This window comes from Undibacterium sp. 5I2, from assembly GCF_035019605.1.
GTDB lineage: Bacteria > Pseudomonadota > Gammaproteobacteria > Burkholderiales > Burkholderiaceae_D > Undibacterium.
This window is the reverse complement of the sequence record NZ_JASJVS010000045.1, coordinates 22,781-38,115: the sequence shown is the minus strand read 5'-3', so window position 1 is coordinate 38,115 and position 15,335 is coordinate 22,781. Positions and strand designations below refer to the sequence as shown.

Here is a 15,335-nt window from a genome sequence, read left to right as displayed (position 1 = left end):
CGCCGCGCAGCTGTGGCAGAAACAGGCACTATCTTAAACTCTTTGAATAATTGTCTGGACTTAGGGGGCCACTTTAGTTTATTCGCTCTGGTTTTGTGTCGATTTTGGACATATCCACGTCTACTACAGCCCATATCCCATTGGCATATTCTGGGTCTTGAATTAAATTATCAATTTTTGATGCGGTAATAATGAATGGTTCATTTAATTCGAGCAATATTGATACGTGACCGTAAATCGCTACTTTTGTGTTTTTGATTGCCTCTTCAATAGTTTCTCCGTGTGAATAGCAACCTGGAATGTCGGGAACCGATACTCCATATACGCTTCCATCTTCTTTGTGTATGACGACGGGGATATCCATGTTTAGCCTCTCTAGAAAAGACATTTTTTCTACTTTACCCTAATGTTTTTCAAATGTAATGTAATTAAATTTAACTGAAATGATATAAAAATGTGAGTTACTTGAATTGAACTGGTTTAAAAAGTTTTTGTTCAAATGTGCAAAAAATAGATTAACAGTATTTTTAGTAAAAAAATCAGATTCATTTGAGTCCGGTTTTTTTTAGGATGCTGTGAACTGTACCAATTGGCAAATCTTTCTTCGGGTGTGGTACCGTCAGCAAGTTAGGCTTCGTCGGGTGCTTGAAATGATGATGACTGCCAGTGGTACGTACATGTCGCCAGCCATCTTCTTCCAGCATACGAATTAGCTCTTTCGAGTTCATTTTGCCTCCATACATTCGGATGGTTGTGTGTAATCATACACACAAAAAATAAGAGTAAGTTAATTGTGTATTCGTATGTATTTATTTTTTTTATTTGAAAATATACAAGAGACAGCGCTATACAATAAGGGAAATATTAGTGTCTAATTTTAATGTTAAATAAAAATAAATACGGTCTATCACGAAGAATTCCAAACCCGATCGCGCGGGAAATTCGTCAACGATGCGGTTTTGGTTGCGTAATTTGTGGCCTTGCTTTTTATGACTATGAGCATTTTGACCCTGATTTTGCAAATGCTACTGAGCACAATCCGGCAGGAATGACTTTGCTATGCTCTCAATGTAATCAGAAGCGTGCGCGTGGTCGTTTATCTGCCGAAATTGTTGCTAGACACAATGCTAATCCTAAATGTAAGCAGCAGGGATATTCAAGTGAGTTGTTTGATTTTGGTTTGGAACCAATAAGGATTAATTTTGCTGGTGTCTCATTTTTTAATTGCACGCATTTAATTGTTGTAAATGGGTGTCCCATCCTTACTGTGACCCCGCCGGCAGACGCTGGACAGCCAGTCCGACTTTCTGGGCAATTTACTGATTCAAAGGGAAGGCTTACCCTGAAGATTCAGGATAATGAATTTTCAGTTGGTTCTACCAATTGGGATGTCGACTGCATAGGTCCTCGTATAACGATTAGACGTGGACTTGGCGATATTTCGTTGGTTCTCAAAATGAATCCACCAAATGAGTTGATAATTGAGATACTTGAAATGCAATCTCATGGTGTTTTTTTTCGTGGTAATTCAGATATTCTTGAAATTTCAAGGGATGGCGGGAGAAGTTGGAATAGTTGGAGTGGCTGTAGCATCAGTAATTGTCAAGTTGGTATTTCCATAGACAATGGTCGACGTGCCGTAAATGATCGTATATATGATTTAGGCTGAGTTGAGCTCTGTTGGATTCATTGACCGAGTCCGTAAAATCACCGCCTCCAGTGAAAGTAGAAAAAAGTCTCTGATAGCGCAGCTTTCAGAGACTGTTTATTGCGGCCATTGTGTTTAAGGAAGCGCAGATTTAATCCAAATGGTTTGTCCGCCGCCACTGAGGCGCACTTGCGTCGTCTTTTGCTGTCAATAGCTCGCTATTGACAGCAAAAGACGCCTTATATTGTATCCTCATTGGCAACGGCCAATTCCACAGCGATTAACTCCGCGCTTCCTTAAGTCGCCGTAGACGCCAATCCGCTCAAACTTCAGCGAAATCGTCGGTTCTTGCGGCAAGTCAGAGCGTGACGCGGTACAATACTCGATTCGCTTTCGTACCTTTTTACGCACCCTTTATGTCTATAACTGAAATACGCCGCCAAGAAACTGCCGTTACGCCGAAAGTGGGATTCATCTCGCTCGGTTGCCCGAAAGCCCTGACCGATTCCGAGCAAATTCTCACGCAATTGCGTGCAGAAGGCTACGAAACAGCCAAATCCTACGAAGGTGCCGACCTCGTCATCGTCAATACTTGTGGTTTCATCGATGCGGCAGTGCAAGAGTCGCTCGATGCCATCGGTGAAGCCTTGGCCGAAAATGGCAAAGTCATCGTCACTGGTTGCTTGGGCAAGAAAAAAGACCGTGATGGCAACGACATGATTTTGGCGATACATCCGAAAGTGCTGGAAGTGACCGGACCGCATGCCTTGACGGAAGTCATGACTGCCGTGCATAAACACTTGCCGAAACCGCATGAGCCATTTTTTGATTTGGTGCCGCCACAAGGTGTCAAACTCACACCTAAGCATTTCGCGTATTTAAAAATTTCAGAAGGCTGTAATCACCGCTGCAGCTTTTGTATCATTCCCTCGATGCGTGGCGACTTGGTGTCGCGACCTATCGCCGAAGTCATGCTGGAAGCGGAAAATTTGTTCAAAGCCGGGGTCAAGGAATTGCTCGTCATTTCGCAAGATACCAGTGCCTATGGCGTCGACATCAAGTTCCGTACCGGTTTTTGGGATGGCAAGCCACTCAAGACGCATATGACACAACTGGTTGAAGCGCTCGGTGAGTTGGCTAAACGCTATGATGCCTGGGTTCGTTTGCACTACGTTTACCCGTATCCGCATGTCGATCACATCATCCCATTCATGAATAATGGCCATGTCTTGCCGTATCTTGATGTACCGTTGCAGCATGCGCACCCCGATGTCTTGAAGCGCATGAAGCGGCCGGCCAGTGGTGAAAAAAATATTGAACGTATCCGTGCTTGGCGTGAAATGTGTCCGGAAATCACGATACGCTCGACCTTCATTGCCGGCTTTCCCGGTGAGACCGAAGAAGAGTTTGCGTATCTGCTCGATTTCTTGCGCGAAGCGCAGATCGACCGCCTCGGCTGCTTTGCCTATTCGCCGGTCGATGGTGCCAGTGCCAATGACTTGCCCGGTCAAGTGCCGGATGAGGTGCGCGAAGACCGTCGTCGGCGTGTGATGGAATTGCAAGAAGGGATATCAAAACAGCGCTTGCAAGCCAAGGTTGGCAAGACCATGCGTGTGCTCATCGATACACTCGATCGCAGCGGCGGTGTCGGTCGCAGTGCTGCCGATGCGCCTGAGATTGATGGTGTGGTGTATATCAAGCCGCCTTACGAACCGAATCGCAAGTTGCTCGTCGGCGAGTTTGTCGATGTGCTGATCACGGCAGCCGATGCGCATGATTTGTGGGGTAATGCGCTCTGATAGCGTTGTTTGTCACATATCCGGAACGAACCACAACGCCGTCTCATTGAGCGGCGTTTTTTTTGGTAAGGTCGGGTTATTCAGCCGCAGCAGACGGCGCTGCTTGAGCTTCAATTTTTGTATCGTCGCCAGATTGTATTTATTGAAAATTCTATCAAAGCTGCCGTCTTTTTGCATGATACGTAAGCCACTTTCTATCCTGTTTTTCAAAGCGGTATCGGCGTGATTAAAAAAAAAGTAGTCGGGAAAAGGGTAATACAGCAGTAAATTGTTTTCTATTGCCAACTCTGGGTAAGCCAAGTGATTCGCTTGGTATTCGCTCTCGACTTCACTCACGCCACGCGGGAAAAAATCAAAGCGTTGCGCCGCCAGCATTTTGATCAACTGACTGTATTGCGCCTCAAGCGTCATGATGCCGGCAGCCTGATAGATGGCATTATCGACCCAGCCATTACCTTGGCCGAGAGTGAATTTTTTCAAATCTTCGATGCTGTTGACTTGGTCGAAGCGGACTTGATCTTCGCGGCGTATCAAGGCAATGCGATAGCCAAGCAAGCCCTTGCGCAATGGAATGCGGATCGGTGTGAGTTCGCTCTCCAATGCTTCTGAGGTGGGATTCCATGCGATGTCGATGCTGTGCGTAGGCTGTTGCAATTCAATTAAAAAACGTTTTTTCGGCATCAGCACTGGACTAGGGATGCACAGATAGTCGCCATGCGTGCTGCGCGTTTTTTTGAGCGCGGTTTTGAGTATCTCGATGACGTCATCATAGCGGGTATCGTGTGCGACTTCGCCCAAGGGATAGATCACGCGTGTCATGGCGGCAGCAGGCAGTGCTGCGCACAAAAACAAATTGAGACCGACAAGGGCAGTGCTTACGAACGCAATCAGCTGTTTCAACGAGTGTATCCAGTCTGGGGGCAGGTGGTAAATGCTTGGTGTATAAGCATGGCATATTGCATCGGAAATTGCGAGCGACGTTACATCTGCGCGCTGTGTTGTTTTACGCTTTGCCGGGTAATTGTCCCGCCCCATATCGAATAGCTTTACAATCAAAGCGCGATCTGTTTCTTACGAGAGTTTACCATGCAAAAAATACCGCAAGATGAAACCCGTTTTATTCATAGCCCTTATCAAGCGCCGGCTGGTTTTGCCGCGCTGCCGGTAGCGATACACCACGCCTCGACGGTGATATTTAGCGACGTGGCAGCGATGCGAGCGCGCAGTTGGCTGGATAAATCCTCTTACACCTATGGCTTGCACGGTACCCCGACGAGCTTCACGCTGGAAGCGCGCTTGGCGGAAATCGAAGGCGGTAAACACTGCCTGTTAGCACCGAGTGGCTTGGCGGCCATCAGCTTACTCGATTTGGCATTATTGAAGACTGGTGACGATGTGCTGTTGCCCGAGAATGTGTATGGTCCTAACCGCGATTTGGCGCAATGGTTGAATCAACAGTTCGGCATCAGTGCGCGCTGCTATGATCCGCTGATCGGTGCCGGAATTGCCGAGTTAATAAGGCCGGAAACGCGTTTGATTTGGACTGAAGCGCCGGGCTCGGTGACCATGGAAGTGCCCGATATTCCGGCCATCTGTGCCGCCGCGCATGCGCGTGGGGTGCTGGTGGCGCTCGATAATACCTGGGCAGCCGGGCTCGCCTTTGCCGCCTTCGAGCACGGCGTCGATATCGTCATGCAAGCCTTGACCAAGTATCAAAGCGGCGGCTCCGATGTCTTGATGGGGGCCTTGATTACGCGTGATGCCGAACTGTATCAGCGCTTGCAGCTTGCCCACATGCGCCTCGGTTATGGTATCGGCATGGATGACGCCTATTTGGTGTTGCGCAATTTGAGTAGCTTGAAACTACGTTTAGAGGCGCACGATCGCAGCGCGCGCTTGGTCGCACAATGGCTGGCGCAGCGCACCGAAATCAGCCGGGTCTTGCATCCGGCCTTGCCTGATTGTCCTGGGCACGCGATTTGGCAGCGTGATTTCAGCGCTGCCGGCGGCTTATTTTCGGTGATCTTTGACGCTCGCTACACGGAAGCGCAAACCGACCGTTTCGTCGACAGTTTGCGTTTATTTAAAATCGGCTTCAGTTGGGGCGGTGCGCACAGTTTGTGCCTGCCTTACCGGGTCGCCTCCATGCGCAGCGACTGGCAAGAGCCGGGCACACTGGTGCGTTTCAATATAGGGCTGGAGCACACGGCTGATCTGCTGGCCGACATCGAGCAGGCGCTGCAGTGCATGGTCTCCGGTGCCTGAGATAGTCTGCTTATTTGCTGGCAGTACTGGCCGAAGCAGCTGCAGCCGGCACATTCACATCCGGTGCCGGGGTAGTGACTGCCGGTGCTTCGACATTCTGGTTCACGCCTTCACCCTGCATGTCGACTTTATCGCCGGCTTTGAAAATCATGAATAAGGCCGCTGCCGCGACGATGATGAATCCGACCAGAATTTTCCACATAATTATTCTCCGTTAATAAACAAGGCCAGCCTTAGCAGGATGGATACATGCAGCGTAACGCACGATGCTTACCGCTTCCTTGCAGCGCATAAAAAAAGGCACATCGTTGCATCACGATGTGCCTTTTTTACTACGCGTCCCCGCCTGAGCGGGGTGATGGAACTCGCTTACGCAGCCAACAATTGACGCAACACGAATGGCAGAATGCCGCCGTGTTTGTAGTAGTCGACTTCGATTGGTGTATCGATGCGCAACAGTACTTTGACATCGATGCTTTCGCCATTGGCGCGATGGATTACCAGCGTCACTTCTTGCTGTGGCTTGATTTCGTTTTCTATCCCTTTGAGGTCGAACGATTCATTGCCGGTGATGCCGAGCGTGTCGACGCTGTCGCTGCCAAGGAATTGCAAAGGCAAGACGCCCATGCCGACCAAGTTGGAGCGGTGGATACGTTCGAAGGAACGTGCGATGACAGCTTTAACGCCGAGCAATTGTGTGCCTTTGGCAGCCCAATCGCGTGACGAGCCAGTGCCGTATTCCTCGCCGCCGAAAATCATGGTCGGTACGCCGTCAGCTACATACTGCATGGCTGCATCGTAGATCGACATTGGTGCGCCCGATGGTTGGAACAGGGTTTCGCCGCCTTCGACGCGGGAGCCATCTTCCTTGGCCGGGATCATCAAGTTTTTGATGCGGACGTTGGCAAAGGTACCGCGCATCATGATTTCATGGTTACCACGACGCGAGCCGTAGGAATTGAAATCGGCTGGCAATACGCCGTTTTCTTTGAGCCATTTACCGGCTGGGCTCGATTCCTTGATGGAACCGGCTGGCGAGATGTGATCGGTAGTGATCGAATCGCCGAACACGCCCAAGGCACGCGCACCGCTGATGCCAGTGGCAGCCGCTTTCGGCTCCATCGTGAAGTCAGCGAAGAATGGTGGCTCGGCGATGTAAGTCGAAGTTGGCCAGTTGTAGACTTCACCTTCGGCCACGCCGGCGATGTTTTCCCACAATTTACCCGGTGCGCCTTTGACATCGGCGTAGTTGTCTTTAAACGTTTTGGAGTTCATCGCGAACTTCATCAGCTTATTGATTTCTGCGCTGGTCGGCCAGATATCGCCGAGGAAAATGTCTTTGCCTTTGGCGCGACCGACTGGTTCCGTCATCAAATCTTTGGTCATGTTACCGGCGATCGCGTAAGCGACGACCAACGGTGGCGAGGCCAGGAAGTTAGAGCGAATGTTCGGGTGAATCCGTGCTTCGAAATTGCGGTTGCCGGACAGAATCGCAGAGGCGACGATGTCGTTGGCAACGATGGCTTCGTTCATCGCTGGTGTCAAGTCGCCGGCATTACCGATGCAGGTGGTGCAACCGTAGGCGGTGACGCCGAAACCGAGTTTTTCCAGATATGGCAACAGACCGGCCGCTTCCAGATATTTAGTGACGACGCGTGAGCCAGGGGCGAGCGAAGTTTTGATGTGCGGAGCGACTTTCAGGCCGGCTTCGACCGCTTTCTTGGCCAGCAAACCGGCTGCCAACAACACGCTAGGGTTGGAAGTATTGGTGCAGGAAGTGATCGCAGCAATCAGGATATCGCCGTTTTTAACTTTGACATTGTCGCTGTTGGTGTAGACGACGTCGAGATCTTCAATCTTTTTGTTGAAGCCGTTTTCTGCTGTCGGTTTCGCGAACAAGTCGGCGAAGGTCGATTTGACGTTACCGATTTCGATGCGATCTTGCGGGCGTTTCGGGCCAGCCAGCGAGGGTGCAACGCTTGCCAGGTCGAGACTGATTTCATTGGTGTAATCGATCTCGCCGGCGTTCGGAATGCCGAACATTTTCTGTGCTTTGAAATAGGCTTCGAACGCATCGATTTCTGCCTTGGTACGGCCAGTGCCTTTGAAGTAATCGAGCGTCGCTTCATCAACTGGGAAAAAGCCCATGGTGGCACCGTATTCGGGTGCCATGTTGGCGATGGTGGCGCGGTCTGTCAAGGACAGGGAACGGGTGCCGGCACCGAAGAATTCGACGAATTTGCCGACCACTTTAGCTTTGCGCAGCAATTCAGTGATAGTCAGAACCAGATCGGTGGCCGTACAGCCTTCGCGCAGTGCGCCGGTCAGGTTGACGCCGACCACGTCTGGTGTCAGGAAGTAAACCGGTTGGCCGAGCATGCCGGCTTCAGCTTCAATGCCGCCCACGCCCCAGCCGACTACGCCGATGCCGTTGATCATGGTAGTGTGGGAATCGGTACCGACCAAGGTATCCGGGTAGTAGATGTCATTTTTCTTGGCATCTTTGACTTTGTGTACGCCGCGCGCCAAGTATTCCAGATTAACTTGATGGACGATACCGAAGCCTGGTGGCACGACGCCGAAGGTGTCGAATGCTTGCATGCCCCATTTCATGAACTGGTAGCGCTCGTTGTTGCGCGCGAATTCCAGTTTCATGTTCAGGTCGAGGGCTTTCTTTTCGCGGAAATGATCAATCTGTACCGAGTGATCGACCACCAGATCGACCGGTACCAGCGGTTCGATATTTTTCGGGTTTTTGCCATGTTTGGCAGCGACGTTACGCATGGCAGCCAAATCGGCCAGCAGCGGGACACCGGTAAAATCTTGCAAGACCACGCGTGAAACCACGAAAGGAATTTCATCGCTGCGGGCACCGGTGGCGCTCCAGTTGGCTAATTGCTTGACGTGTTCGGCGGTGACTTTTTTACCGTCGCAATTGCGCAGAACAGATTCCAGTACCACGCGTATGGAAACCGGCAGGCGCGAGATTTTGACGCCGAGACTTTTTTCCAGGGCTGGCAGAGAAAAGAATTTGCCTTTCTTTGTTTCTGAAATCTTGAAATCTTTCAGTGTTTTGAATGCATCTTGGTACGCATTTTGGCTCATGGCTGTTCCTTATTTACAAAAATCAACGATCAAAAAAGCTATTTACTGATAAAGCACGACGCTGACCGGTCGGGCCGGTCGTCGTCGTATTGAATTATTTCAATTGGGTGGTGGTGCTGCTTACTTCGGATGGGTCAGTTTTAGTGTTGCCGGCCATCATGGCTTCGTTGCTCACGCATTCGTTGGCCAATTGTTGGCCCTTGCGTGAGTCGAGCAGCAGACTCTTGGCCGGGATGCCGATCCAGATGAAGCCGGCTTTTTTGTTTTCGTAACGGTAGGCACCGGTGGTGGTGTCGACGCGATGCATGCGATACAAACGCTTTTTCCAGCGCATCGCGATGTGTTCGTGGTCTTCGGCATTGGTGTACATGGTCAGCGAATTGCCGAGCTCGCATTTGTAATCGTAATTTTTAGCGCTGCGCACATCAGGTTCGAGCTCGTCTTCATCTTGCACCACAGGAGCGGCAGTTTTGCTCGCTTTGTGCATGGTTTTGGCTTTGCTCGGTGCCGCTTCGGCGTGCGCGGCCAGCGGTGCGAACAAGATGCCGCCGGCGATCATGAGGCCGCTCAAGCGGGATAAGAATGTGATCATGAGTGTATTCCTTGAAGTAAATCTTTTGCCATATCCGGCAGGTTATTGCTGCTTAATGCAGCGCGTTGCAACAGCGTCCAGTAATACCTATAACTGGCGCGGTCATGTAATTTGCCGTCATATTGTATCGGTGCCCAGTGCGCACGTTGGGCTGCAGTTAAAATTTCGCTCGCTTGGCGTATCTCATCGTGTTGTGGTGAGAGAGCGGCGAGAATGGCTGGGATTTGCTGCGGATGGATGCTCCACATGCGGGTGTAGCCGAGCAGCGCACCGGCATGCTTGGCATCGGCCGCCACGACGTCGAGATCGCGGATCTCGGTGGTGACATTGTGTGAAGCAACTTTGCCGTAGCGATGGCAGGCCGCGGCGATTTCCAGCTTGGCGCGCAGCACCAGTGGGTGCGTGAATTGGCCGGGCGAGCACATCGCCGCAGCGCCAATCGCGCCGTAGTGGGCCGAGACAAAATCCATGATGCCGAAGGACAGGCATTCGATTTGCGGCAGGGCGGCGATGGCCATCACATCGGCCAAAGCTTCGTGCGTTTCAATGATGACATGAATCGGCAGCAGCGCACGGCCGGCGGCCTGGGCGTGCTGATTGATTTGCGCAATTGCGGCGCTGACCTGCGTGGCCGAATTCACCTTCGGCAGCACCAAATAGGCCAGTTTCGTGGCGCAGGCCGCCAGAATGATGTTCAGGTCTTGGGTGAAGCTGGGATGGGCGAGGTCGTGCACACGCACGCCGACGCGTTGATACCGATTGTCCGCACTGTTGATCAGGGTGGCGACCATGTGCGCATGCGTGGCTTCATTGCCGGTCGCGGCACCATCTTCGCAGTCGAAAGTGATATCGAACAGGGGACCGAATTCTTGTTGCAGACTGAGGGCTTTGCGCATCAGCTTTTCCGCGCCCGCATAATGATCGCACACCGGCAGCAAGCGCGGCAGGACTTGATCTTGGAAGAGGGCTTGAGAAGGATGCATCGGTCTTTGCTGAAAAAAAAGAACGGGCAGCACGACTGCTGCCCGTTTCCTGCTTAGCCTACCAGGTGTTTGACGCCATCACGCTCTTCTTGCAATTCTTTGAGTGTGAGGTTAATCCGTTCGCGCGAGAATTCATTGATTTCCAAACCTTGGACTATCGTGTATTCGCCGTTTTCTGTGGTAACTGGGAAACCGAACATGGTGCCTTCAGGAATACCGTAAGAGCCATCCGAAGGGATGCCCATGGTAGTCCATTTACCATTCGTACCCAAGACCCAGTCACGCACGTGGTCGATGGCGGCATTGGCAGCCGACGCAGCCGACGACAAACCGCGCGCTTCAATGATGGCGGCACCACGTTTGCCAACGGTAGGCAGGAACACGTCTTTGTTCCATACTTGGTCGTTGATCAAATCTTTGACTGCTGCGCCGTCGGCCGTAGCGAAACGGTAGTCAGCATACATGGTTGGCGAGTGATTGCCCCAAACGCACAATTTCTCGATGGCAGTAATTGGCTTGCCGATTTTGGCCGCGACTTGAGACAAGGCACGGTTGTGATCGAGGCGCAACATGGCTGTGAAGTTTTTCGCTGGCAGGCTCGGGGCCGATTTCATCGCGATGTAAGCATTGGTGTTGGCTGGGTTACCGACTACCAAGATTTTGACATTGCGTGAAGCGACAGCGTCGAGTGCCTTGCCTTGTACGGTGAAAATCTGTGCATTGGCTTCGAGTAAATCTTTGCGTTCCATGCCAGGGCCGCGTGGACGTGCGCCAACCAGCAGGGCAACGTCGATGTCTTTAAATGCAGTCATCGGGTCGCTGTGGGCAGTCATGCCAGCCAGCAATGGGAAGGCGCAATCGTCGATTTCCATCATGACGCCTTTGAGCGCTTTTTGCGCTTTTTCGTCAGGAATTTCCAGCAATTGCAAGATGACCGGTTGGTCTTTGCCGAGCATGTCGCCGTTGGCGATGCGGAACAGAAGGGAATAACCGATTTGACCGGCAGCGCCGGTCACTGCTACGCGCATAGGGGATTTAGCCATGATGCTTCTCCGAAGTGGTGAAAAAACGATGTTCAAACTGTGCCGCAGCGCATGTCGCCATACCAAGATTGCATGCGCAGCAAGTAAATTCTTCTATGATACCTTTGATCAAGCCGGCCGTCAGTCAAATTGTGAGTCTAATCAAGCGCAGTCAGCAGTAATTTCTGTTTTGCTGCTTTACTTTGTCGCCGTTCCCGCTATATTACTCGGTAGAATGAAACTAAATAGGCCTCGTACATTGGTCTGATACCGGTTGGTACCGGAGTTTATGTGTTGTCGATGCAAGTGTCAATGACTATCTTATGTCTTATATAAGACATATTACTGAGTAGTTTGTTCTGGACGGAACGGGTGTTTTTGTGGTGAAATCGCAGTCTATGAATTCAATCACACCAAATGCCGCTGTTTCTGTCACCAATTCGGGCGGCGTGGGTACCGGCAGCGCGGCGACCAGCTTGTCGCCGACCTTCAGTCCTCTGTATCAGCAAATCAAGTCTCTGATTACTCAGAGTCTGCAGTCGGGCGAATGGAAGCCGGGCGAACTGATTCCGAGTGAGATGGAATTGGCGGCACGTTTCAAGGTCAGTCAAGGGACGGTGCGCAAAGCCATCGATGAATTATCGGCCGAAAATTTGGTGGTACGCCGCCAAGGGAAGGGCACTTTTGTGGCGACGCACCACGAGGCGCGCTCACAATTCCGTTTCTTACGCCTGGCCCCCGACGAAGGTGTGCCGCATTATCCGGAAAATAAAATCATCGAAGTCCGACGTGTCCGTGCGCCGGCCGAAGTGGCGCGCATGCTTGATCTCAAGTCGGGCGACTCGGTCGTGTTCATACGGCGCGTCCAGTATTTTTCCGGCGTGGCGACGATTCTCGACGACCTCTGGTTGCCCGGGGCTATCTTCAAGGGCTTGACGGCCGAGCGTTTGACCGAATACAAGGGGCCGATGTACGGCTTGTTTGAAAGCGAGTTCGGCACCCACATGATCCGCGCCTCGGAACAAATTCGTGCGGTCTGCGCCGATGCCGTCAGTGCGCAGTGGTTGGAGTTGCCGATCGGGACGCCGCTGCTCAATGTGGAGCGAGTCTCGTTCACTTACGGCGATAAACCGGTGGAGTTGCGGCGCGGTTTGTACTTGACGCGGCATCATCATTATCGCAATGAGCTCAGTTAAGCCTGATACCCGCTGGATTTGGCGCAACGCAACAAGCGCGTATTCATAATTGGGATTAAGATGTCGATGTTTTGCATAACACCTTCATTTTTGTTGATGCGATGCATCAAAATGAGCGAAAATTGCATGATTTTTGTACAGACTAGTTAATGGGGAGATTATTTATGTCTGAAGTAGTGAAGAGCAGGCCACGTTTCGGCGTGATGCGCCTGATTGATGCAACTGGGTACCGATTGCCGCTGGCCGGCTTCGTATCGATATTGCATCGCGTCAGTGGGATAGTGATGTTTTTGTTGTTGCCGTTTATTTTGTTCTTGTTGGATAAGAGCTTGACATCGGAACTGTCGTTCGCGGAGTTGCAGGGTTTGGCATCGGGTGTGTTCGTGAAGTTAGTAATTTTGGCTTTGTCTTGGGCCTTTTTGCACCATTTTTGCGCTGGTGTTCGTCATTTGTTCATGGACTTTCATTATGGTCTCGATAAGCACACTGCACGTCAATCGGCCGTGACGGTGTTGGCGTTGAGTTTGACGCTGACAGCCTTAGTCGCATTGAAATTGTTTGGAGTATTTTAAATGGCAAATAACAATATCGGCCCACATCGCCTCGTTGTCGGCGCGCATTACGGTTTGCGTGACTGGCTGGCGCAACGTGCGACCGCCATCGTCATGGCTATTTACACTGTTTTGCTGCTGGTGATGTTCTTGACCGGTTCGAATTTCAGTTACGAAGGCTGGGCCGGCATTTTCGCTCATCAATGGTTCAAAATGGCAACTTTCGCCGTCATCGTTTGCTTGCTCTACCACGCTTGGGTGGGGATGCGCGATGTCTGGATGGACTATGTCACACATAATGTCTTTATTCGTTTGATCTTTCAGGTGGCTACCATCGTGTGGCTGATTGCTTGTGTCGGCTATGCCGCACAGATTTTGTGGAGAATATAAACGTGGCTGCAATTAAATCCACAATCCCTAGCCGTCGCTTTGACGCGGTTATCATCGGTGCCGGCGGCTCTGGCATGCGCGCTTCGCTACAATTGGCTGAAGCGGGTCTGAACGTCGCAGTACTGTCTAAGGTTTTCCCAACGCGCTCGCATACTGTAGCAGCGCAAGGTGGTATCGGTGCTTCTTTGGGCAATATGTCCGAAGATAGTTGGTACTGGCACATGTTTGACACCGTCAAGGGCTCCGATTACCTCGGCGACCAAGACGCGATTGAGTTCATGTGTCGCGAAGCACCAAAAGTAGTCTACGAGCTTGAGCATTTCGGCATGCCTTTTGATCGCAATGCGGATGGCACGATTTATCAGCGTCCGTTCGGCGGCCACACGGCGAATTTCGGTGAAAAACCAGTGCAGCGCGCGTGCGCCGCAGCCGATCGTACCGGTCATGCTTTGTTGCACACGCTGTATCAACGCAATGTCCGCGCACGCACTCATTTCTTCGTCGAATGGATGGCGATCGATTTGATTCGGGATGCCGCTGGCGATGTGCTCGGTGTGGTTGCGCTGGAAATGGAAACGGGCGAAGTCATGATGCTTGAAGCCAAGCAGACGATTTTTGCTACCGGCGGTGCCGGTCGTATCTGGGCTGCTTCGACCAATGCCTTCATCAATACCGGCGACGGTATGGGTATGGCGGCGCGGGCTGGTTTGCCGCTTGAAGATATGGAATTCTGGCAATTTCACCCGACCGGCGTCGCCGGTGCCGGCGTGTTGATTACCGAAGGGGTGCGCGGTGAGGGTGGGATTCTGGTCAATAGCCAGGGTGAACGCTTCATGGAACGCTATGCGCCAACTTTGAAAGATCTGGCACCACGCGATTTCGTGTCGCGTTCTATGGATCAGGAAATCAAAGAAGGTCGCGGTTGCGGTCCGAATAAAGATCACGTCTTGCTCGATTTGCGACACATTGGCGCGGAAACGATACAGAAGCGTTTGCCATCGATTTTGGAAATCGCGCACAAGTTTGCCAACGTTGATGCGACTAAAGAACCGATTCCAGTGGTACCGACGATTCACTACCAGATGGGTGGTATCCCGACCAATATTCACGGTCAGGTGATTGCGCCGAAAAATGGCAGCAGTGAAATCGTGCAAGGTCTGTATGCGATCGGTGAATGTGCCTGCGTTTCTGTGCATGGTGCCAATCGTCTCGGTACCAATTCGCTGCTCGATCTGTTGGTATTCGGTCGTGCTGCCGGTAATCATATCGTTGCCAGCAACCTCAAAGCGCGTAGTAATAAAGATTTGCCGTCTGATGCGGCTGATCTGGCGCTGTCTCGTTTGGCCAAGGCCGAATCGAACACCGGTTCGGAGCGCGTGCAAGATGTTGCCAATGCCATCCGTGGCACGATGCAGCAGTATTGCGGCGTATTCCGTACGGATGAGTTGCTGCAACAGGGCTACAAAGAAATCATGGTACTCGATGAACGTCGCAAACATGTCTCGTTCAAAGATAAGTCGAAAGTCTTCAATACTGCACGTGTCGAAGCCTTGGAACTCGATAATTTGATAGAAACCGCCAAAGCGACCATCACTTCAGCGGTTGCGCGCAAAGAATCGCGCGGTGCCCACGCTCATCGCGATTATGAAAAACGTGATGACGTCAATTGGATGAAGCATTCGCTCTGGTACTCGGAAGGTAATCGTCTCGATTACAAGCCGGTCAATACCAAGCCTTTGACCGTGGCGACTTTCGAGCCGAAAGCACGTACCTTCTAATAAGAA

Annotated in this window: 15 protein-coding genes; 7 read left to right on the top strand and 8 right to left on the bottom strand. The window is 51.5% G+C overall.

Going from position 1 to position 15,335, the window contains the following annotated elements; all coding sequences use genetic code 11:
- Positions 1-73: 73 nt before the first annotated feature.
- Together QN359_RS14775 and QN359_RS14770 are read right to left on the bottom strand one after the other, a co-directional pair.
- Complete coding sequence (locus QN359_RS14775) at positions 74-364, bottom strand: type II toxin-antitoxin system HicB family antitoxin (RefSeq protein ID WP_322248709.1); 291 nt, start codon at positions 362-364, stop codon at positions 74-76.
- Positions 365-545: 181 nt separating this feature from the next.
- Positions 546-728 carry a type II toxin-antitoxin system HicA family toxin gene (locus QN359_RS14770; RefSeq protein WP_322248708.1) on the bottom strand — a complete coding sequence of 61 codons (183 nt, stop codon included), beginning with the start codon at positions 726-728 and terminating at the stop codon, positions 546-548.
- A gap of 152 nt (positions 729-880) precedes the next feature.
- Between QN359_RS14770 and QN359_RS14765 the strand changes: the two genes are divergently transcribed.
- The gene (locus tag QN359_RS14765) at positions 881-1,669 is read left to right on the top strand and encodes a hypothetical protein (RefSeq protein WP_322248706.1); all 789 of its coding nucleotides are present in this window, start codon (positions 881-883) and stop codon (positions 1,667-1,669) included.
- A 395-nt stretch (positions 1,670-2,064) separates the two neighbouring features.
- A complete protein-coding gene (gene rimO / locus QN359_RS14760) occupies positions 2,065-3,447 on the top strand; it encodes a 30S ribosomal protein S12 methylthiotransferase RimO (RefSeq protein ID WP_322248705.1) in 1,383 nt (460 codons plus the stop codon).
- 12 nt (positions 3,448-3,459) lie between these two features.
- Here the strand turns inward: rimO and QN359_RS14755 are convergent, their stop codons facing one another.
- Entirely contained in the window at positions 3,460-4,347 is an 888-nt protein-coding gene (locus QN359_RS14755; RefSeq protein WP_322248704.1) for a transporter substrate-binding domain-containing protein, read from the bottom strand.
- A gap of 186 nt (positions 4,348-4,533) precedes the next feature.
- On the opposite strand from QN359_RS14755, the gene QN359_RS14750 reads away from it, so the two are divergent.
- Positions 4,534-5,712 carry a cystathionine beta-lyase gene (locus QN359_RS14750; protein WP_322248703.1) on the top strand — a complete coding sequence of 393 codons (1,179 nt, stop codon included), beginning with the start codon at positions 4,534-4,536 and terminating at the stop codon, positions 5,710-5,712.
- A gap of 10 nt (positions 5,713-5,722) precedes the next feature.
- Here the strand turns inward: QN359_RS14750 and QN359_RS14745 are convergent, their stop codons facing one another.
- The 5 genes from QN359_RS14745 to QN359_RS14725 all read right to left on the bottom strand — a co-directional run bounded on the left by QN359_RS14745 (position 5,723) and on the right by QN359_RS14725 (position 11,435).
- Positions 5,723-5,914, bottom strand: coding sequence for a hypothetical protein (locus QN359_RS14745; RefSeq protein ID WP_322248702.1), 192 nt, complete (start codon positions 5,912-5,914; stop codon positions 5,723-5,725).
- A 167-nt stretch (positions 5,915-6,081) separates the two neighbouring features.
- Positions 6,082-8,817, bottom strand: a complete 2,736-nt coding sequence (gene acnA / locus QN359_RS14740) for an aconitate hydratase AcnA (RefSeq protein ID WP_322248701.1) — start codon at positions 8,815-8,817, stop codon at positions 6,082-6,084.
- A 94-nt stretch (positions 8,818-8,911) separates the two neighbouring features.
- Positions 8,912-9,409 carry a hypothetical protein gene (locus tag QN359_RS14735; protein WP_322248700.1) on the bottom strand — a complete coding sequence of 166 codons (498 nt, stop codon included), beginning with the start codon at positions 9,407-9,409 and terminating at the stop codon, positions 8,912-8,914.
- Positions 9,406-10,392: an HpcH/HpaI aldolase/citrate lyase family protein gene (locus tag QN359_RS14730; protein WP_322248699.1), complete on the bottom strand. Its 987-nt coding sequence runs from the start codon at positions 10,390-10,392 to the stop codon at positions 9,406-9,408. The genes QN359_RS14735 and QN359_RS14730 overlap by 4 nt, the downstream gene beginning before the upstream one ends.
- A 53-nt stretch (positions 10,393-10,445) precedes the next feature.
- Complete coding sequence (locus QN359_RS14725) at positions 10,446-11,435, bottom strand: malate dehydrogenase (protein ID WP_322248698.1); 990 nt, start codon at positions 11,433-11,435, stop codon at positions 10,446-10,448.
- A gap of 377 nt (positions 11,436-11,812) precedes the next feature.
- On the opposite strand from QN359_RS14725, the gene QN359_RS14720 reads away from it, so the two are divergent.
- From QN359_RS14720 to sdhA, 4 genes are all read left to right on the top strand, one after another.
- Positions 11,813-12,610, top strand: coding sequence for a GntR family transcriptional regulator (locus QN359_RS14720; RefSeq protein ID WP_322248697.1), 798 nt, complete (start codon positions 11,813-11,815; stop codon positions 12,608-12,610).
- Between the two features lie 164 nt (positions 12,611-12,774).
- Positions 12,775-13,182 carry a succinate dehydrogenase, cytochrome b556 subunit gene (sdhC, locus tag QN359_RS14715; RefSeq protein ID WP_322248696.1) on the top strand — a complete coding sequence of 136 codons (408 nt, stop codon included), beginning with the start codon at positions 12,775-12,777 and terminating at the stop codon, positions 13,180-13,182.
- Positions 13,183-13,551: a succinate dehydrogenase, hydrophobic membrane anchor protein gene (gene sdhD / locus QN359_RS14710; RefSeq protein WP_322248695.1), complete on the top strand. Its 369-nt coding sequence runs from the start codon at positions 13,183-13,185 to the stop codon at positions 13,549-13,551.
- Between the two features lie 2 nt (positions 13,552-13,553).
- Entirely contained in the window at positions 13,554-15,329 is a 1,776-nt protein-coding gene (gene sdhA, locus QN359_RS14705; protein ID WP_322248694.1) for a succinate dehydrogenase flavoprotein subunit, read from the top strand.
- Positions 15,330-15,335 lie beyond the last annotated feature (6 nt).